The following is an 18,438-nucleotide window of genomic DNA, read 5'->3' on the forward strand; positions in this document are numbered from 1 at the left end:
CACACAGTAGCCACTCCCACAGGTCGGGACCGTACGGCGTCAGGTGCAGCCGCCGCGGCGGTGCCGCGGACGTGCTGCTAGGCCTCGATGCCGACCCGGTCGAGCACGTCGCCGAGCGGGGCGACCATCCCGGTGTAGAAGGCGCCGAACTCGCCGTAGAGGGCCGACGCCGTGTCGTAGCGCATCGTGTAGACCGCGGCCTTGAGGTCGTCGGGGTGGACGCCGAAGAGGGTGACGCCCCACTCGAAGTCGTCGAGGCCGGTCGAGCCGGTGATCACCTGGAGGATCCGGCCCGCGAACTTCCGGCCCGACGCCCCGTGCTCGTACATGAGCTCCTTGCGCTCGTCGTACTCGAGCGTGAACCAGTTGGCGCCGACGTTGCGCCGCTTCGACATCGGATAGAAGCACCACGCCGTCTTGCCCTCCGGCGGGAGCTGCGGGTGCAGGCGCGCCTGGCGCATCTCCTCGGGCACGCCCTGCGCGTACTCGGACAGCTCGGTGAGCGACGTGTAGGAGTCGACGAGCTCGAGTCCGGCACCGACGAGGGCGGTCTGCAGCCGCCGTAGCCGCCAGAGGTCCTCGGACAGAGCCATGACCGCCAGGTCGGCCTTGTGCCCGAGCATCGCCACGGGGATCGCCTGGTCACCGGCGGCCTCGGCCTCCTTCACGGCCGCCTCCACCTCGGCACGGCGCGTGTCGGGCGTGACCCGGAAGAAGAGGTGCAGCACACCCCAACCGACGGAGGGCGACAGTGGTTCGGTCATGGCTCCACCGTACCGACGGCACCGAGCGGTTCGAGCGTCACGACGGCGTTGTAGTCGGGGATCGCGGAGGCCGGCTCGCGGTGCGCGGACCCGTGTCCGATCAGCGCCTGCCCCTCGGGCCACATCACCTGGAGGGTGCGGTGCGGCAGGCGGGCCAGGTGGACGGTGCCGTCGAAGGAGCCGACGTCGCTCGCGAGCCGCACCCGGTCCCCCTGCGCCAGCCCGAGGCGCGCCGCGTCGGCCTCGTCGATGAACACGGCGTGGCGGCCGGCGCCGGTGAGCGGGTCGGTGTCGGACCAGACCATCGAGTTGAACTGCTTGCCGCGCCGGGTGGCCACGGTGAACGCCCCTTCGGGGAGCTCGGGGCGGCGCGGCGTGATGGCCGTGGCTCGACCCCGTCCGCTCGGCGTCGGGAACGCGCCGCCCGCGCACAGGTGCCGACCGCCCCACTGGACGGCGTCGCCGGTGTCGGACAGGTGCTCGATCCCGGCGTACGCGGGGACGACCTCGGCGATCTCGACCCGGAGGTCCCGGTTGGTCGGCCAGGAGAAGCGGTGGCGGAGGTCGGGGCGGACCCGGCCGGCCACGTCGGCGAAGAGCCGCCACTCGCTGCGGGCCTCGCCCACCCGCCGCGGGATCTCGGGCGAGAACGCCACGCGCCGCTCGGTGGTCGTCGACGTGCCGCCACCCTCCTGCTCGTAGCGGGTGGCGACGGGAAGGAGGATGACGTCGTCCCCGTCGACGAGCATCTGCGAGCTGACGACCACGTCCTGGTGCACGCGGAGCGGCACGTTGCCGAGCGCCGCCTCCACCCGCGGCGGCTCGGGGAGGACGTCGAGGAAGTTGCCGCCGCTCGCCCACAGCACGTCGAGGTCGCCCCGCTCGGCCGCCTCGATCATCTCGGGGGCCGTGAGCCCCGGCTCCGACGGCACGTCGAACCCCCACTGCTCGGCGAGGCGTCCCGCGCTGGCGGCATCGACCGTGGCGCCACCGGGGAACGCCGTGGCGTAGGCGCCCATCTCGGCGCCGCCCTGCACGCCGGAGTGGCCGCGGATCGGCATCAGGCCGGCGCCGTCGCGCCCGACGTTGCCCCGAGCGAGGCCGACGTTCACGATCGCCCGGACGCCGTCCACGCTGTCGCGGTGCTGGGTGATCCCCATCGACCACACGAGGACGGCGGACCCGGCCGCGGCGTACTCGTCGACGAACGCCTCGACGTGGTCGTGCGTCAGGCCCGCCTGGTCGAGGAGGTCGTCGAGGTCCTGGTCGGCCAGCGCGGCGACGAGCTCGTCCCAGCCCTCGACGTGGGCCGCGACCCACTCGCGATCGACGGCGTCCCGGCGCAGCATCACCTTCAGGACGGCGTTGGCGAAGGCGACGTCCCCGCCGGGCCGGACCGGCACGTGCAGGTCGCACATCCTGGTGCCGAACAGCGCCGACTCGACGTTGGACGGCACCCAGTAGCGCTCGAGCCCGGGCTCCAGGTACGGGTTGACGACGACGACGCGGCACCCACGTCGGCGAGCCAGGTAGAGGTACTTCATGAACACCGGCTGGTTGTTGGCCGGGTTCGTCCCCCACAGCACGACGAGGTCGCTCTCGATCACGTCCTGCAACGAGCAGGTCGACGCCGCCACGCCGATCGTCTCCTTCAGGCCGAGCGTGGACGGGGCGTGGCAGACCCGCGCCGCCGAGTCGACCGACGAGATGCCCATGGCCCGCGCCGCCTTCCCCGCCACGTAGTACGTCTCGTTGGTGAGGCCACGGCTGGTCAGGTAGATCGCCGAGCGCTCGGGCGGCGCCGTCCGCAGCCCGTCGGCCAGCGCGTCGAGCGCCTCGTCCCAGGTGATCCGTCGGAAGCCGGGCTCGCCCCGCCGTCGGCGCATCGGGTGGGCGAGGCGTCCCATGCGGCGCAGCTCGGTGCCCGATCGGCGACGGAGGGGGCCCACGTCGGAGAGCAGGTCCTCGTCGAGCGGGTCGGCGGTGTTGACCTCGAGGAGGCGCAGGCGGGTGGTGCACAGGTGCACCCCGTCGATCGTCCAGTCGTGGAAGCCGGCGACCCCGAGGGCGCAGCCGTCGCACACCCCCTTGCGCAGCACCTTCATCGCGTACGCCGGACGGCGGAGGTTGTCGACCGCGACCTCGAGCATCTCGCGGTAGTGGTTCGGCTTCTGCTGGCCGATCCCGTTCGGGGAGAGGCCCACCCACAGCTCGGGGTGGAGGCGTCGACGGCTCCTCTCCGGCCGGGTCATCCCTCGAGCTCCGGCCCGGCGTAGATCCGTAGCGCGCCGTCACGCGCGAAGCCGGCCAGGGTCATGCCCGCCCGACGTGCGGTCCGCACCGCGAGGGCCGAGGGGGCGCTGACCGCGACGACCGCGGGGAACCCCGCGGCCCACGCCTTCTGGACCATCTCGAACGACGCTCGACCGCTGACGGCAAGCCCGAGCCCCGCAGCCGGGAGCCGCCCGTCGAGCAGGAGGCGCCCGACGACCTTGTCGACGGCGTTGTGGCGACCGATGTCCTCGCGCGCGACCGCGACGTGGCCCGTGGCGTCGAACGCCGCCGCCGCGTGGACCGCCCCGGTCGCATCGAACAGGCCCTGGTGCTCCCGCATCGCTTCGGGGACCCCCGCGAGGACCTCCGGGCGGAACGCGTCGGCCCCGGGGATCGGCCCGATGCGGTCGACCAGGTCGTCGATCGAGTCGGAGCCGCAGAGCCCGCACGACGACGACGATGCGGTGAGCCGGGGCGCCGGCGTCGGCGCACGGCCACGGGTCGAGACGCTGACGACGTTGAAGCCGGTCTCGACCGCCGACCCCGTGGCGCAGTAGCGGATGGTCTCGACCGGGGCCCCGGCGAGCAGGCCCTCGGCGTGGCACCACCCCGCGGCGAGCTCGAAGTCGTGGCCCGGCGTGCGCATCGTGGTGGCGACGAGGACGTCGTCGAGGCGGATCTCGAGCGGCTCCTCGACCACGAGCTGGTCCGGGCGGCGACCGCCGACGTCCCCGTCGAAGGTGCGGGTGAGGAACGTCTCGGTCCGGCCACGAGCCACCCGTCGAGGCTACCGGCGCCGCCCCGGCTCCTCTCGCGCTACGGGGACGGCTCGGGCGGGGCGGGGAACCGCTCGAGCAGGGCAGCGCGGATCTCGTGGTGGCGGAGCAAGAAGGTGCGCTCGTCCAGGCGCTTGCGTCGCATCCACCCGGTGACCTCGTCGTTGCACTTGCTCGCGTTGCACGACCGGCAGGCCGGCACGACGTTGTCGAGCGTGTAGCGCCCACCCCGGGAGAGGGCGAGCACGCAGTCCTTCTGGAGGGCACCGTCGGCCGCTCCGCAGTAGGCGCACCCGCCCCACGCCTCGGTGAGCGCCGCCCACTGCGCAGCGTCGAGGTCGTGGTCCACCCGGGCCATCCGCCGTCGGCGCTTGCGCGCCGCGCGCGCCCGTCGACTCCGATCCACCGGCATGTCCGGAGAGTAGGCCCGTACGTCCGCCCGACCGGGTGATCGCCGCCTTCCCACGACCCCGCGGGGGCGATCGCGCCAGCCCGTGGGCGACATCGCCCCCGCAAGCCGCAGACTGGGTCCGTGCGCACGAGGAGAGCAGCCGTCCCTGCGGTCGTCTGGATCGGGTTCGCGGCGTTCATCGGGCTCGGCCTGCCGGAGGCGACCCTCGGCGTCACGTGGCCCTCGATCCGCTCCGAGATGGACCGCCCGCTCTCCGCCCTCGGCCTCCTGCTCGGTTCGCTCACGGTGGGCTACCTGCCGGCCAGCGTGCTGTCCGGCCGCATCGTGTCCCGCGTCGGCGCCGGTCGGATGCTCGCCGGCGCGAGCGCGGTCTACGTGGCGTCCCTGTCGCTCTACCTGTTCGGGCCGACCTTCCCGTTCCTCGTCCTCGGCTCGCTCCTCGGCGGGGTCGCCGCGGGCGCGATCGACCCGGGCATCAACGCCCACTTCGCCGTCCACCACGGCACCCGGGCGATGAACCTGCTCCACGCCAGCTTCGGCATCGGCGCGACCGGCGGACCGTTCATCGCCACCGTCGTGCTCGACGCCGGCGGCTCGTGGCGGATCCCCTACGCCGTGTACCTGCTCGTCCAGGCGGGGCTCCTACTGGCCTTCCTCGTGACGCGGGACGACTGGATGGCCCGCCCGCAGGAGGACGACGTCGACGTCGTGTCGACGACCGCCGATGGACAGCTGCGGCACGGGCTCGCCAGCCCCGTCGTCGTCCTGTCCGTGCTGAGCTTCTTCGTCTACACCGGCCTCGAGGTGGGTGCGGGGGTGCTGGCGTTCTCGCTGCTGACGGAGGGGCGCGGGATGGAGGACAGGGCGGCCGGCCTCTGGGCGACGTCGTTCTGGGCGGGGGTGACGGCCGGCCGTGCGCTCCTCGGCGTCGTGGGGCGCGACCTCCGCGCCGAGACGGTGATGACGGGCGGGATCGTCGGCGCACTCGTCAGCACCGCGCTCATCTGGGTCGACCCGGGAGGTGCCGGCGCCGTCGGCTTCCCCCTGCTCGGGCTGAGCCTCGCCGGGGTGTTCCCGAGCCTGGTGCTCCTCACGCCGCGTCGGGTGGGCGCGGCACGGACCGCGGACGTCGTCGGGCTCCAGTTCTCGGTGGCCGCGATCGGCGCCTCGGGGCTGCCGGCGGCGATCGGCGTGCTCGCCGAGGCCGACCTCGAGCGGGTCGGTCCCTCGCTCCTCGCGTTGGCGGTCGTGCTCGCCGTCCTCGACGGCACGCTCCGGCGGATCAGTCGACCCGCTGCAGCTCGGCCGAGAGGTGGTGGGTGAGCGGCTGCCCCATCGCGGCCATCCGCACGTCGTAGCGGAGGGTGTCGTGGTGGATCCGGAACGTCCGCTCCATCACCTCGACGTGCTTGGCGGTCGTGGTGCGGGAGATCGTCGTGCTGCGGAGCTGGATGATCCCCTCGTCGACCGTGCCCTCGTAGACCTCGGCGATGCCGGTCGGCTGCGCGAGGACCACCTCCACCCGGTCGGGGAGGACCGGGCGCCAGAACCCCGACTCGGCGTGCATCGGGGTGGTCGTGCCGGGCACGACCGTCTGCTGCCGGTAGGCGAGGAAGGGCTTGCCGTTCGTCTCGAACTGGACGGCCTCCTCGTAGGAGAAGTCGTCGATCCCCGGGTACGAGCCGTCGCCGCGTCCGTGCCAGGTGCCGAGGAGCGGCACCAGGTCGCGGCAGTCGGGGTGGACCCCCTCGGGGAGAGCTCGGTGCGGCACGTCAGTCGATGAGGTCGTTCACGAGCTCCGGCGGCCGGCCGAGGACGACCCGGTCGCCCTTGACCGCGACCGGTCGTTCCATCAGGCGCGGGTGCTCGAGCAGCAGCTCGATGACGGCGTCGCGGGTGGTGTAGTCCGCTGCATCGAGGCCCAGGTCCTTGAAGTGCTTGTCCTTGCGGACGAGCTCGGCCGGGTCACGGTCGAGGTGGTCGACGATGTGCTCGAGCTCGGCCCGGGTCGGCGGATGGTCGAGGTAGCGGACGACCTCGGGATCGGCGCCGGCGGCCTGCAGGATGTCGAGGGCCGAGCGGGACTTCGAGCACTGGGGGTTGTGGAGCAGTCGGATCTCGGTCACGGCACCGATGGTAGGCGGATGGCTGCGCGCCTAGAGTCGCCGCACCGGCGGTCTGCGTGGGCAACTCGAAGGAGCGAGGATGGCGGTACGGCACGTGTGGCGTCCGGTGGTGGCGCTCGTCGTCGCAGTCGCGGGGCTGGCGCTGGCGCCGGGGGGCGCCGCGGTCCAGGCCGCCCCGACCGACGTCAGCGGGACCCTCCCCACCGGGCTCACCTCGTGGACCCCCGACGAGAGCCCCTACGAGCTGTCGGGCCCGGTCACCGTGCCGGCGGGGGGCACCCTCTACGTCGCGCCCGGCACCGTGGTGACGTCGACCGACCCCTCCCACGGCCTGGTCGTCGAGGGGCGCCTCCGCGCCTCGGCCGCGACCTTCGACCTGGCCGGCGGCATCGTGGTCGACAGCGCCGAGCCTCTCGGCGCCGGCGACCACCACCTCGCGCTGGACATCACGACGGTCCGGGGTGCCGCCGGTGCGGCCGTGCAGGTCGACGACGGCTCCGTGCGACTCGCCGACGTGACGATCACCGACTCGGGTGCTGGCCTCGTCGGCGGGCCGGACGCCGATCCGATCCTCGTGTCCCGGAGCCAGATCACCCACGTCTCGGGCGTCGCCGACGTCGACGGCGAGCTCGCACTGATCGACACCTACGTCGCCGGCGGGTTCACCACCGGCATCCACGCCGGCGAGGTCACCATGGTCGACTCCGTCGTCGAGGACACGATCGACTGCGGCCCCGGCCCGTCCCCTGCGCCGGCCTGCGCCATCGTCGTCACCTCGTCCGCCGGCGGGTCGATCGACGGCTCGTGGCTGGGCAGCGACGACCCGGTCACGCTCGCCGGCTTCGTCTGGGACCAGGCCGACGACGCCACGCTCGGCGCCGTGTCGATCACCGCGCCGGAGAGCGCGACGTTCGACGCCCAGCCCCCGACGGTCACCGTGAACGCGCCGGAGCCGCAGCTGCCGGCCCAGACGGCCCAGCTCACCGGCGACGCCATCGACGACAGCGGCGTCCTCGGGCCTGCGGCCTGGGTGTTCAACGCCACCGATCGCACCGTGTGGAACGAGGACCTCGGGCAGTGGGTGGCGTTCGCCCCCTTCGAGGAGAGCCAGCTCGCCTACGCGGGGTCGGGCACGTCGGACTGGACCCTCGACCTGCCGACGCTCGAGCCGAGCAAGGACTACTTCGCCGTCGTCGTCGCCACCGAGTCGTTCGTGGTGCCGAAGGGGCAGGTCGGCCGCCTCGGCGCGTCCAACGCCGTCGCCTTCCGCACGTTCGACCCGCCCACCGCACCGACGATCACCGGCGCCACCACCGGGTCCGACGGCCGGGTGACGTTCACCTGGACCGCGGCCTCCCCCGGCGACGGCCCGCCGGTCGACGAGTACCGCCTCTCGTGCGTCGCGGCGCCGACTCCTCCTCTCGCCGTCGCCGAGCGCACGGCGACCACCTCGAGCCTGACCGCCTCGGTCGCGCCGGCCCTCGGGGTGCGCACCAGCTGCACGGTGCGCGCCGTGAGCGACGCCGGCACCGGGCCGGCGTCGGCCCCTCGGGTTGTGCGGGTGGCGACGGGCGCCCCGACGTTCTCCGACACCCCGGGTGGCACGTTCTTCACCGCCGCGGTCGGCTGGGCCCAAGCCGCAGGGCTCACCACCGGGGTCGGCGGCACCGACCAGTTCCAACCCCACCGCGCGATCACCCGCGCCGAGGTCATCACGCTGCTGTGGCGCCACGCCGGCTCACCCACCGGCGCCCCCGCCCACGGCTTCGACGACACCACCCCCAGCGCCTTCTACGACCGCGCCCTGTCCTGGGCCCGCAACGACAGCCTCACCACCGGCGTCGGCGGCACCAACCAGTTCCAACCCGACCGACCCATCACCCGCGCCGAAACCATCACCCTCCTCTGGCGCTACGCCGGATCCCCCACCGGCGCCCCCGCCCACGGCTTCGACGACACCACCCCCAGCGCCTTCTACGACCGCGCCCTGTCCTGGGCCCGCAACGACGGACTCACCACCGGCGTCGGCGGCACCAACCAGTTCCAACCCGACCGACCCATCACCCGCGCCGAGACCATCACCCTGCTGTGGCGGGCCGCCACCAACTAGGAGCACCCACCACGATGCGACGCACGACGGCGGCTCTCGTCCTCGCCCTGATCGTCTCCCTCCTCGCCGCGGCCCCGGCATCGAGCCAGACCGCCGGCACCGAGATCGGCGGCACCCTCGGCTCGGGCACCACCGTGTGGACCCCGGACCACAGCCCCTACGTCCTCACCGCCGACGTGATCGTCCCGCCCGACGGGCACCTCTACATCGCCCCCGGCACCACCGTCACCTCCGAGGCCGACCACCAGCTCCTCGTCAACGGCTCCATCCGCACCGACGGCGCCACCTTCGACCTCCCCGCCGGCATCGTCGTCGACAGCACCGCGACGCCTCCGGCGTTCGATCAGGCCGAGCTCTTCACGACGACGTTTCGCGGGGCGACCGGTGCTGCGATCCACGTCGAACGAGGGACGGTGGTGCCCGTGTTCGCGACCTTCGAGGACAACGCCACCGCGATCACCGGCGGACCCGACGCAGGCACGATCTGGCTGAACTTCGGTGTCGTCCGCGACACGGACACCCTCGCCGTCGTCGAGGGGCACGTCATCGTCACCGCCGCTCACCTCTCCGGCTTCGAGCGTGGCGTCGTCGCCGAATCGATGTTCTTCCACAGCAACGTGGTCGAGCCGCCATCAGGACCGTGCACTGCAGACGGCACGGGCTGTGCGCTCGCGGTGTCGGGGCCGGCGGAGGACGCCTACGCCGAGCTCCACGGGAGTTGGTTCGGCACCGACGATCCGACCGCGATGGCCTCGATGATCTGGGACGGCCAGGACCAGCCCGGCGTCGTGACGTTCGACCTCGACCAGGCGTACACGGAGTCGTTCGACGTGGAGCCGCCTGTCGTCACGGTCACGGATCCCGGACCGACGGAGCCCGCGGTCGGCGGACAGCTGTCCGGGCTGGCCGACGACCTACCCGACCCGGGTGGCAACGGCGTCGGAAGCACCAGCCTGTGGCTCTATGACGCGACAGACGGCACGGCATGGGACGGGTACGAGGAGCAGTGGGTCCCGATCGACGGCAGCCAACTGGAGCCGGTGTCGTTCCCCGCCGTCACCGCGCCGGTGGGCGGTGGGATCTCGTGGTCGGCGGAGCTGCCGCCGCTCGCTCCGGGCCACGACTACGTGGCGGTGGCGTTCGCGACCGAGATGGGCATCGCCGGGTCGATCGGTGTCTCGGAGCCGGTGTTCTTCCGGGCGGTGGCGGACCCCGCGGCGCCGACGATCACCGCGGCGACACCGAACCCCGACGGCACGGTGACGGTCAGCTGGGACCCGCCCGACGACACCGGCGGCCTCCCGATCGACAGCTACGACCTGGTCTGCACCCCCGACCCCCAACCCCCGGTCGGTGACCTCGAGACCGTGGAGCGGGCCACCACCGCCACCTCGGCCACCTTCGAACCTGCCATCGGCGTGCGCTACACCTGCACCGTCACCGCCACCACCACCGCCGGCACCAGCCCCACCTCCGCGCCGCGCACCGTGCGGGTGCCCGCCGGCGCCCCGACGTTCTCCGACACGCCGGGTGGCACGTTCTTCACCGCCGCGGTCGGTTGGGCCCAAGCCGCAGGGCTGACCACCGGGGTCGGCGGCACCGACCAGTTCCAACCCCACCGCGCGATCACCCGCGCCGAGGTCATCACGCTGCTGTGGCGCCACGCCGGCTCACCCAGCGGCGCCCCTGCCCACGGCTTCGACGACACCACCCCCGGCGCCTTCTACGACCGCGCCCTGTCCTGGGCCCGCAACGACGGCCTCACCACCGGCGTCGGCGGCACCAACCAGTTCCAACCCGACCGACCCATCACCCGCGCCGAAACCATCACCCTCCTGTGGCGCTACGCCGGATCCCCCGGCGGCGCCCCCGCCCACGGCTTCGACGACACCACCCCCGGCGCCTTCTACGACCGCGCCCTGTCCTGGGCCCGCAACGACAGCCTCACCACCGGCGTCGGCGGCACCAACCAGTTCCAACCCGACCGACCCATCACCCGCGCCGAAACCATCACCCTCCTGCACCGCGCCGCCACCAACTAGCGACGACAGGTTCCACCCGCTGCCCCCGGGGGTACCGTCCGGGCCGACTCGTCCCGCGCTCAGCGCCCGCCCGAAGGACCGAAGCCCATGAGGTTCCGGAAGAACGCCCGTCTCGACGCATCCCAGGTCCAGGACCGCCGCGGCATGCGGGCCGGCGGGGCGGCAGCGATCGGAGGTGGCGGCATCGGCGGCCTCATCCTCCTCGCCCTCCTCCTCTTCGGTGGGGGCGGCGGCGGTGGCGGGGGCGGGCTCGCGCAGGCGCTCGAGTCGCTCGACGGGCTGCAGGTCCAACAGGGCGAGCCCAACGACCTGTCCGACGAGTGCCGCACCGGCGCCGACGCCAACGAGCGCGACGACTGCCGGATCGTCGCCGTCGTCAACAGCGTGCAGGCGTACTGGCAGGACGGGCTCGACGGGTACCAGCAGGCGACGACGGTCTTCTTCACCGACGCGGTGAGCACCCGGTGCGGCAACGCCACGTCCGCGGTGGGCCCCTTCTACTGCCCGGCCGACCAGACGATCTACATCGACCTCGGGTTCTACGACGAGCTGCGCAACCGGTTCGGCGCCCAGGGCGGCCCCCTCGCCGAGGCCTACGTCATCGCCCACGAGTACGGCCACCACATCTCGAACCTCACCGGCGACCTCGAGCGCTCGAGGGACGGCGAGACCGGCCCGACGTCGGGCAGCGTGCGGGCCGAGCTCCAGGCCGACTGCTACGCAGGCGCCTGGGCGGCCAACGCATCGGGTCCCGACGGCATCATCGAGCCGCTGACCCAGGCCGACATCGCCGACGCGCTCGACGCGGCGTCGGTCATCGGCGACGACCGGATCCAGGAGATGAGCCAGGGCCGCGTGACGCCGGAGTCGTGGACCCACGGCTCCGCCGAGCAGCGCCAGCGGTGGTTCCAGCGCGGCTACGACAGCGGCGACCCGTCCACCTGCGACACGTTCTCCATCGCCGGTTCCGAGCTCTGACGCGGACGGGGCGCCCCGCAGGGCGCCCCGTCGACGTTCACACAGCTGGAGGGATCAGAAGTCCTCCATGCCCCCCATGCCCGGCATGCCACCGCCGGCGCCCTCCTTCTCGGGGGCGTCGGTGACCACAGCCTGGGTGGTGAGGAACAGGGCAGCGATGGACGCCGCGTTCTCGAGCGCCGAGCGGGTGACCTTGGCGGCGTCGATGATGCCGGCCTTCTGCAGGTCCTCGTACTCGCCGGTGGCGGCGTTGAGGCCCTCGTGGCCGGACAGCTCGCGCACCCGGGCGACGACGACGCCGCCCTCCATCCCGGCGTTCACCGCGATCTGCTTGATCGGCTCCTCGAGGGCGTGGGCGACGATGCGGGCCCCGGTGGCCTCGTCCTGGCCGAGCGAGTCGACGGCGGCCAGCACCTTCTCCTGGGCCCGCAGCAGCGTGACGCCGCCGCCGGCGACCACGCCCTCCTCGATCGCCGCCTTGGTGGTGCTGACGGCGTCCTCGATGCGGTGCTTCTTCTCCTTCAGCTCCACCTCGGTGGCGGCACCGACCTTCAGCACGGCCACGCCGCCCGAGAGCTTGGCCAGGCGCTCCTGGAGCTTCTCGCGGTCGTAGTCGGAGTCGGTCGTGTCGATCTCGGCCTTGATCTGGGCGATGCGGCCCTTCACGTCGTCCTCGGACCCGCCGCCTTCGACGATGGTGGTCTCGTCCTTGGTGACGATGACCTTGCGGGCCTGGCCCAGGAGGTCGAGGGTCGTGTTCTCGAGCTTGAGGCCGACCTCCTCGGAGATCACCTGGCCGCCGGTGAGGATCGCCATGTCCTGCAGCATCGCCTTGCGGCGGTCACCGAAGCCGGGGGCCTTCACAGCCACCGAGGTGAACGTGCCGCGGATCTTGTTGACCACGAGCGTGGCCAGCGCCTCGCCCTCGACGTCCTCGGCGACGATGAGCAGCGGCTTGCCGGCCTGCATGATCTTCTCGAGCGCGGGCACGAGGTCGCGGACGCTCGTGACCTTGCCGCCGACGAAGAGGATGTAGGGGTCGTCGAGGACGGCCTCCATCCGCTCGGCGTCGGTGACGAAGTACGGGGAGATGTAGCCCTTGTCGAACCGCATGCCCTCGACGAAGTCGAGGTCCATGCCGAAGGTCTGCGACTCCTCGACGGTGATGACGCCGTCCTTGCCGACCTTGTCGATGGCGTCGGCGATGAGACCACCGATCTCCGGGTCGGCCGACGAGATGCCGGCCACCTGGGCCACCTGGGACTTGTCGTCGATCTCGACGGCGAGGTCCCGGATCGCGGCCACCGCGGCCTCGACCGCGGCCTCGATGCCCCGCTTGACCGCCATCGGGTTGGCGCCGGCGGCCACGTTGCGCAGCCCCTCGCGCACCATCGACCAGGCCAGGACCGTGGCCGTGGTGGTGCCGTCACCGGCGACGTCGTCGGTCTTCTTCGCGACCTCCTTGACGAGGTTCGCGCCGATGGCCTCGTAGGGGTCCTCGAGCTCGATGTCCTTCGCGATCGAGACGCCGTCGTTGGTGATCGTGGGGGCGCCCCACTTCTTGTCGAGCACCACGTTGCGGCCCTTCGGGCCGAGGGTGACGCGCACGGCGTTCGCGAGCTGGTTCATCCCGCTCTCGAGCTTGCGCCGGGCCTCGTCGTCGAACGCGATCTGCTTCGCCATCGCTGGTCGTCCTCCGTTGCAGGAAGCCCCGATCGGGGCCGGCCGTCTCGGCCGATTGGCACTCTAATCCTGAGAGTGCCAATCCAACCACCGTGGCGGCGGCGCCGCAAGGAGCCGCAGGGGGACGACGCGAGCGGGGATCAGCCCCCGGCGACGGCCGGGATGATCGACACGGTCTCGCCGTCGGGGACCTTGGTGTCGAGCCCGTCGAGGAAGCGCACGTCGTCGTCGGCGACGAACACGTTCACGAAGCGGCGGAGGTTCCCCTCCTCGTCGAGCAGACGCTCCCGGAAGCCCGGGTGCGCGGCTTCGAGGTTCTCGATGACCTGGGCGAGGGTCTCCCCCTCCACCGTGACCTCGGAGGCACCGGTGGTGAGGGTGCGCAGCGTGGTGGGGACACGGACGGTGACGCTCATGGGGTTTCCTCGTGAGGTGAAGGGCGGGGGACCCGTATCTCAGGCCCGGGTGATCTCGGGCGGGAGGGCCTCGATCAGCGCCCCCACCGACGGCTCGATCGTACAGTTGGCCCCCGCTGGCGACACCAGTTCGGCCGGCGGCGCCCACGCCGCTGCGCCGGTCACGACGGCGACCACCCGCTCGTGCCGCTGCAGCTCCCCGCGCGCCGCCAGCGCCTCGAGGCCGGCGAGCACCACACCGCCCGCGAGCTCGGCCGAGAGCCCACCGCGAGCGTGGAGCCGCGCCGTGGCGGGGCCCACCGCGTCCTCGTCGACGGCGACGACCGCGCCCCCGGTGGCCCGCGCCGCCGCGAGCACGGCGTCGCCGTCCGGCGGATCGCCCATCGCGAGCGACGCCACCGCCGTGCCGGGGCGCACCGGTCGCACGACGGTCGCCCCGGCGTCGAACGCCGCGGCCACGGGCGCGCAGCCGGCAGGTTGGGCGACCGTCAGGCGTGGCGGCGGGCCGTCGACGAGCCCGAGGTCGAGGAGGTGCGCCACCCCGTCGTGCAGCGCGCGCGCCAACGCACCCGAGGCCATGGGCGCGACGATCCGGTCGGGGCACATCCACCCGAGCTGCCGGACGACCTCCCAGCCGGTCGTGCGGGCACCCAGCTCGTACCAGGGCCGGAGGTTGACGTTGACCCACGACCAGTGGTGGAGCTCCGACGCGGCCTCGGCCGCCGCGCGGCTGGCGTCGTCGTAGCCACCGTCCACCCGGACGACGTGGGCGCCCAGGCGGACGAGGAGGTCGACGCGGTCCGCCTCGAGCGCAGCCGGGACGAGCACGACCGCGGCGAGCCCTCGGCGCGCCGCTCCGGCGGCGACAGCCCGGGCGAGGTTGCCGGTCGAGGAGCACGCCACGACGCGGCGTCCCGTCGCCACCCCCCGGGCGATGGCCACGTCGACGACGCGGTCCTTGAACGACCCGGTCGGGTTCGCCGTCTCGTCCTTCAGCCACACCTCGGCCACGCCGAGGTCGGCGGCGAGGCCCGGCGCCGAGCGCAGCGGGGTCCCGCCCGCGGCGGCCCCCACGAGGTCGAGGCCGCCCGGCAGCAGCGGCGCCCACCTGGCGACGGTGGTCGGTCCGGCATCGACCGCGCCGCGCAGCTCGACGCCGGGTCCCGGCGGTGTCGAGAGGACGACCTCCACCGGGCCGAAGCACCGGTCGCAGTACTGGGGTCCGTCGGCGGGGGCGGGATGTCCGCACTCGCGGCAGCGCAGCACGGCGTCGTCCTGCGCCGGGGGCGTCCGGTCGGTCATCCCGCCATCGTCGCAGAGCGCGGGTCCCCGCCCGCCCGCTTGCCCCGGTCACCGGCGTCGATGACCATGAGCCCGTGCCTGCCGCCGCCACGATCCGGACGTTCCACCACCGCAGCACGTCCGCGGCGTCGGCGCTGGACGCCAAGGGCGAGCGCTGCATCTCGGTCTGCATCCCGGCCCGCGACGAGGCGGCGACGGTCGGCCCGATCGTCGAGCGCATCCGTCGCAGCCTCGTCGACGCGGTGCCCCTCGTCGACGAGCTCGTCGTCCTCGACGACCACTCCGAGGACGCCACCGCCCGCATCGCCGCGGACGCCGGCGCCACCGTCGTGGCCGCCGACGAGGTCCGACCCGAGCTCGCGCTCGGGCCGGGCAAGGGCCAGGCGATGTGGAAGTCCCTCCAGGCGACCACCGGCGACCTCGTGACCTGGTGCGACGCCGACATCGTCGACTTCGACGAGCGGTTCGTCCTCGGCATCCTGGGCCCGCTCCTCGACCACGACGACATCGCGTTCGTGAAGGGCTTCTACGACCGACCGCTCGGCGACGACGACACGGGCGGCGGTCGGGTCACCGAGCTCGTCGCCCGGCCGCTCGTCAGCCTCCTCTTCCCGCACCTCGCCGGACTGGTCCAGCCGCTGTCCGGTGAGTACGGCGGCCGTCGGGACGTCCTCGAGTCCGTGCCCTTCGTCCGCGGCTACGGCGTCGAGCTCGGCCTCCTGATCGACGTGGCGGCGCGGTACGGGACGACCGCCGTGGCCCAGGTCGACCTCGGCCGCCGCGTCCACCGGAACCGCTCGCTGCAGCAGCTCGGGCCGCAGGCCGCCACGATCCTCCACACGGCGCTCGGCCGGGCCGGCGTGGCGCTCCCGGCCGATCCGGTGCTCGCCCGACCGGGCGAGGAACCCGTGCAGGTCGAGAACGGCGAGCTGCCGCCCGTCGCCGACCATCCCGACGAGGTGCGCCACACGGCCTGACGGGGCCTCCGCCCGCTGTTGACGCCGTGTGGGCTACGCGCCAGGAATATCCTCAAGGAGATCGGGGTACCGTCCGATGCTCAATGGACGAGGCCTGCCCCGGGCCTCCCGAGACCAGGAGACGGACGCGTGGACAAGTCGGCACTCAGGACCGCCGGCAGCACCGACCGCCCCGACTGGCAGGAGAGCCGCCTGGCGGAGCTGGTGCTCCACCTCACGGGCTGCTCGCCGGAGGACGCGCAGTCGGCCGTCGCCGACCCTGCGCCGCACGGACGCCTCAGCAACGACGAGGCCCTCGAGCGCGTCGCCCGGGCCATCGTCCGGCTGCGCCACTGATCCGGACGGCCTCGACTCCGAACGGCCTCGACGCGCCGGTCGCCGACCGGCTGACGCCGCGCACGCGCACGTAGACTCGCGGTGGAGGTCGAACCGTGGACAAGCCCGTGCGTGCCAACGACGACAAGATGCCCCTGGCGGCCACGATCGCCATCGGCGGACTGGCGCTGTTCGGCGCCATCACCCTCGCGGGCTGGCTGCTGTCGGCCCTCGTCGGGTTCATCCGCTTCGGCATCGCCGTCGTGGTGATCTTCGCCGTGATCAGCTGGCTCGCCGGGCGTCGGGCCGACCGCCGGCGCTGACGCTCAGCGTCCCGCCGCCTGGGCCAGGTGGGCGGCGACGAGCTCGGTGATGCAGGCGAGGGGCTCGGCCAGCGCCCGCTCGCGTCCGCAGCGCTCGACGAGCGACACCGTCGACAGGCGGTCCTCGACCCCGTCGTAGACCTCGCCGGCCACGGCCAGGACCGGCACCCCGAGCGATGCCGACATCTCGGCGACCCCGCCGACGACCTTGCCGTCGAACGACTGCGCGTCGACGAAGCCCTCGCCGGTGACGACCAGGTCGGCGTCCTCGATGAGCTCGTCGAGCCCCACGTGATCGGCGACGGCATCGAAGCCCGACGTGAGCTGCGCCCCGATCGCGGCCAACCCGCCGGCCAGGCCGCCCGCCGCTCCGCCACCGTCGAGCACGGTGACGTCGACCCCGTGCTCGTCGAGGTAGACCTGCGCCAGGCGCTCCAGCCGGCGCCGCAGCAGCTCGACCTGGGCGGGCGACGCACCCTTCTGCGGCGCGAAGACCTCGGCGGCGTCGAGGAACCGGGTCGTCACGTCGCACGCCACGACGAGCTCCACGCCGCGCATGCGGGCGAAGGGCGAGAGGGCACGCAGCGCACCGAGGCCCCCGTCGGTGGTCGCCGAACCCCCGAGGGTCACGAGGATGTGGGAGGCGCCGGCGTCGAGCGCCGCGGCGATCAGCTCGCCCGTGCCGGTGGTCGACGCCGTGACCGGGTCGTTGCCGTCGGGTCCGCCCACGAGGTCGAGGCCGGAGGCGGCCGCCATCTCGATGACCGCACGCCCCCGCACGAGGCGCCACCCGGCACGCACCGGGTCACCCAGCGGACCGGACACGAGCGTGGTGCGGTTCGCTCCCCCGAGCACCTCGAGCGTGCCCTCGCCACCGTCGGCCAGGGGCACCTCGGTGCAGCGCCAACCCGCGGCGCGCGCCCCGTCGGCCACCGCCCGTGCGACCTCGGCCGCGGACGCGGTGCCCTTGAACTTGTCGGGCGCAGCGACGACACGCATCGGACCATGGTGGCCGACGGCGGCGCCGGGGGCGCGACGAACGCGCTCAGCTCGGGGCGATGACCTCGTCGACGCCGAGGACGACGAGGATCGTGGCGTCGCCGGGATCGAACTCGAAGGGGATCTCGGCGATGGAGCGGGCGACCGACGGATCGACGCCGAGGTCGGTGGCGACCTGCTGGGCCTCGGCCTGCCAGCCGTCGACGTAGTAGATGGCGCTCTCATCGGCCCGGCCGCTGCCCGGCACGTTGTCGGCGGCGACCGGCACGTAGTTGAGGGCGTTGAGCTCGGTGCTGATCGAGCCGGCCGCACCCGAGACGCCGGAGCCGTTCAGGACGGTGAAGCGGATCTCGTTGTTCGGCCGCACCTCGGAGGTGGGGGTGGTGTCCTCGGTGCCCTCGCCGGCGCTGGTGTCGGTCGTCTCGGTCCCGTCGTCGACCGGCTCGGTGGTGTCGGTGGCATCGGTCGGGACCGTCGTCTCGGTCGTGTCGTCCCCCTCGGCGGCGATGAGGCCGCCATCCTCGGAGAACCCGCGGCTGAGCAGCAGCGCGCCGATGACCACGGCGACGAGGATGAGCACCCCGCCGCGGGCGGCGGCGTTGGACGGCGGGCCGCCGCGCCGGGCCGCGCTCACAGGCCGGGCCTCTCGGCGACGCGGCCCTCGGTGCGCTCGCGGCGCCGACGATCGCGGAGCCGGCGGAGCCGACGCACGACGAGGGGGTCGTGTTCCATCGCCTCGGGAGAGTCGAGCAGCTCGCCGAGGACCTCGTAGTAACGGGTGGTCGACAGCTCGAACCGCTCGCGGATGGCGAGCTCCTTCGGTCCGGACTCGGACCACCAGGACCGCTCGAAGTCGAGGATCGCGCGATCCCGTTCGGTGAGTGCCATCGCGTGCAGGTTGCCGGGTCCGGCCCGGCGATGCAAGCACCGCCCCACCGGTA

At 73.3% G+C, this 18,438-nt stretch carries 19 protein-coding genes; 7 read left to right on the forward strand and 12 right to left on the reverse strand.

Annotated features, from left to right (window positions below):
- Positions 1-77: 77 nt before the first annotated feature.
- Genes GH723_RS15810 through GH723_RS15825 form a run of 4 tightly spaced genes read right to left on the reverse strand, consistent with a single transcriptional unit; the run spans position 78 to position 4,226 of the window.
- The gene (locus GH723_RS15810) at positions 78-764 is read right to left on the reverse strand and encodes a chlorite dismutase family protein (RefSeq protein WP_229022882.1); all 687 of its coding nucleotides are present in this window, start codon (positions 762-764) and stop codon (positions 78-80) included.
- Complete coding sequence (locus tag GH723_RS15815; protein WP_153760553.1) at positions 761-3,016, reverse strand: molybdopterin-dependent oxidoreductase; 2,256 nt, start codon at positions 3,014-3,016, stop codon at positions 761-763. The genes GH723_RS15810 and GH723_RS15815 overlap by 4 nt, the downstream gene beginning before the upstream one ends.
- The gene (locus GH723_RS15820; RefSeq protein WP_153760554.1) at positions 3,013-3,816 is read right to left on the reverse strand and encodes a formate dehydrogenase accessory sulfurtransferase FdhD; all 804 of its coding nucleotides are present in this window, start codon (positions 3,814-3,816) and stop codon (positions 3,013-3,015) included. The genes GH723_RS15815 and GH723_RS15820 overlap by 4 nt, the downstream gene beginning before the upstream one ends.
- A 38-nt stretch (positions 3,817-3,854) precedes the next feature.
- A complete protein-coding gene (locus GH723_RS15825; RefSeq protein WP_195210368.1) occupies positions 3,855-4,226 on the reverse strand; it encodes an HNH endonuclease in 372 nt (123 codons plus the stop codon).
- A 120-nt stretch (positions 4,227-4,346) separates the two neighbouring features.
- On the opposite strand from GH723_RS15825, the gene GH723_RS15830 reads away from it, so the two are divergent.
- Complete coding sequence (locus tag GH723_RS15830) at positions 4,347-5,549, forward strand: MFS transporter (RefSeq protein ID WP_195210369.1); 1,203 nt, start codon at positions 4,347-4,349, stop codon at positions 5,547-5,549.
- Here GH723_RS15830 and GH723_RS15835 read toward each other — a convergent pair.
- Positions 5,509-5,997, reverse strand: coding sequence for an FABP family protein (locus tag GH723_RS15835; protein WP_153760556.1), 489 nt, complete (start codon positions 5,995-5,997; stop codon positions 5,509-5,511). The two genes, GH723_RS15830 and GH723_RS15835, sit on opposite strands and share 41 nt — an antisense overlap.
- A 1-nt stretch (position 5,998) precedes the next feature.
- Positions 5,999-6,352 carry an arsenate reductase (glutaredoxin) gene (arsC, locus tag GH723_RS15840; protein ID WP_153760557.1) on the reverse strand — a complete coding sequence of 118 codons (354 nt, stop codon included), beginning with the start codon at positions 6,350-6,352 and terminating at the stop codon, positions 5,999-6,001.
- A 79-nt stretch (positions 6,353-6,431) separates the two neighbouring features.
- Here arsC and GH723_RS15845 point away from each other — a divergent pair, with 79 nt between their 5' ends.
- The 3 genes from GH723_RS15845 to ypfJ all read left to right on the forward strand — a co-directional run bounded on the left by GH723_RS15845 (position 6,432) and on the right by ypfJ (position 11,482).
- Positions 6,432-8,462: an S-layer homology domain-containing protein gene (locus GH723_RS15845; protein WP_153760558.1), complete on the forward strand. Its 2,031-nt coding sequence runs from the start codon at positions 6,432-6,434 to the stop codon at positions 8,460-8,462.
- 14 nt (positions 8,463-8,476) lie between these two features.
- Positions 8,477-10,504 carry an S-layer homology domain-containing protein gene (locus GH723_RS15850; RefSeq protein WP_153760559.1) on the forward strand — a complete coding sequence of 676 codons (2,028 nt, stop codon included), beginning with the start codon at positions 8,477-8,479 and terminating at the stop codon, positions 10,502-10,504.
- Positions 10,505-10,591: 87 nt separating this feature from the next.
- Positions 10,592-11,482, forward strand: coding sequence for a KPN_02809 family neutral zinc metallopeptidase (gene ypfJ / locus GH723_RS15855; RefSeq protein ID WP_153760560.1), 891 nt, complete (start codon positions 10,592-10,594; stop codon positions 11,480-11,482).
- 54 nt (positions 11,483-11,536) lie between these two features.
- Here the strand turns inward: ypfJ and groL are convergent, their stop codons facing one another.
- The 3 genes from groL to GH723_RS15870 form a co-directional block, all read right to left on the reverse strand.
- The gene (gene groL / locus GH723_RS15860) at positions 11,537-13,165 is read right to left on the reverse strand and encodes a chaperonin GroEL (protein WP_153760561.1); all 1,629 of its coding nucleotides are present in this window, start codon (positions 13,163-13,165) and stop codon (positions 11,537-11,539) included.
- Between the two features lie 140 nt (positions 13,166-13,305).
- Positions 13,306-13,581 carry a ubiquitin-like small modifier protein 1 gene (locus GH723_RS15865; RefSeq protein ID WP_153760562.1) on the reverse strand — a complete coding sequence of 92 codons (276 nt, stop codon included), beginning with the start codon at positions 13,579-13,581 and terminating at the stop codon, positions 13,306-13,308.
- Positions 13,582-13,620: 39 nt separating this feature from the next.
- Positions 13,621-14,883, reverse strand: a complete 1,263-nt coding sequence (locus tag GH723_RS15870) for a pyridoxal-phosphate dependent enzyme (protein WP_153760563.1) — start codon at positions 14,881-14,883, stop codon at positions 13,621-13,623.
- Between the two features lie 74 nt (positions 14,884-14,957).
- On the opposite strand from GH723_RS15870, the gene GH723_RS15875 reads away from it, so the two are divergent.
- The 3 genes from GH723_RS15875 (at position 14,958) to GH723_RS15885 (ending at position 16,498) form a co-directional block, all read left to right on the forward strand.
- Positions 14,958-15,860 carry a glucosyl-3-phosphoglycerate synthase gene (locus GH723_RS15875; protein WP_153760564.1) on the forward strand — a complete coding sequence of 301 codons (903 nt, stop codon included), beginning with the start codon at positions 14,958-14,960 and terminating at the stop codon, positions 15,858-15,860.
- Between the two features lie 129 nt (positions 15,861-15,989).
- Complete coding sequence (locus GH723_RS15880; RefSeq protein WP_153760565.1) at positions 15,990-16,196, forward strand: hypothetical protein; 207 nt, start codon at positions 15,990-15,992, stop codon at positions 16,194-16,196.
- A 95-nt stretch (positions 16,197-16,291) separates the two neighbouring features.
- Positions 16,292-16,498 carry a hypothetical protein gene (locus GH723_RS15885; RefSeq protein ID WP_153760566.1) on the forward strand — a complete coding sequence of 69 codons (207 nt, stop codon included), beginning with the start codon at positions 16,292-16,294 and terminating at the stop codon, positions 16,496-16,498.
- Positions 16,499-16,501: 3 nt separating this feature from the next.
- Here GH723_RS15885 and GH723_RS15890 read toward each other — a convergent pair whose 3' ends face one another.
- The 3 genes from GH723_RS15890 to GH723_RS15900 are packed head-to-tail and all read right to left on the reverse strand — an operon-like array spanning position 16,502 to position 18,385.
- Positions 16,502-17,497, reverse strand: coding sequence for a glycerate kinase family protein (locus GH723_RS15890; protein ID WP_153760567.1), 996 nt, complete (start codon positions 17,495-17,497; stop codon positions 16,502-16,504).
- Positions 17,498-17,543: 46 nt separating this feature from the next.
- Positions 17,544-18,131, reverse strand: coding sequence for a LytR C-terminal domain-containing protein (locus GH723_RS15895; protein ID WP_153760568.1), 588 nt, complete (start codon positions 18,129-18,131; stop codon positions 17,544-17,546).
- Complete coding sequence (locus GH723_RS15900; RefSeq protein WP_153760569.1) at positions 18,128-18,385, reverse strand: DUF3263 domain-containing protein; 258 nt, start codon at positions 18,383-18,385, stop codon at positions 18,128-18,130. The genes GH723_RS15895 and GH723_RS15900 overlap by 4 nt, the downstream gene beginning before the upstream one ends.
- Positions 18,386-18,438: the final 53 nt, after the last annotated feature.

This window comes from Actinomarinicola tropica (assembly GCF_009650215.1).
In the GTDB taxonomy this organism is placed as follows: domain Bacteria; phylum Actinomycetota; class Acidimicrobiia; order Acidimicrobiales; family SKKL01; genus Actinomarinicola; species Actinomarinicola tropica.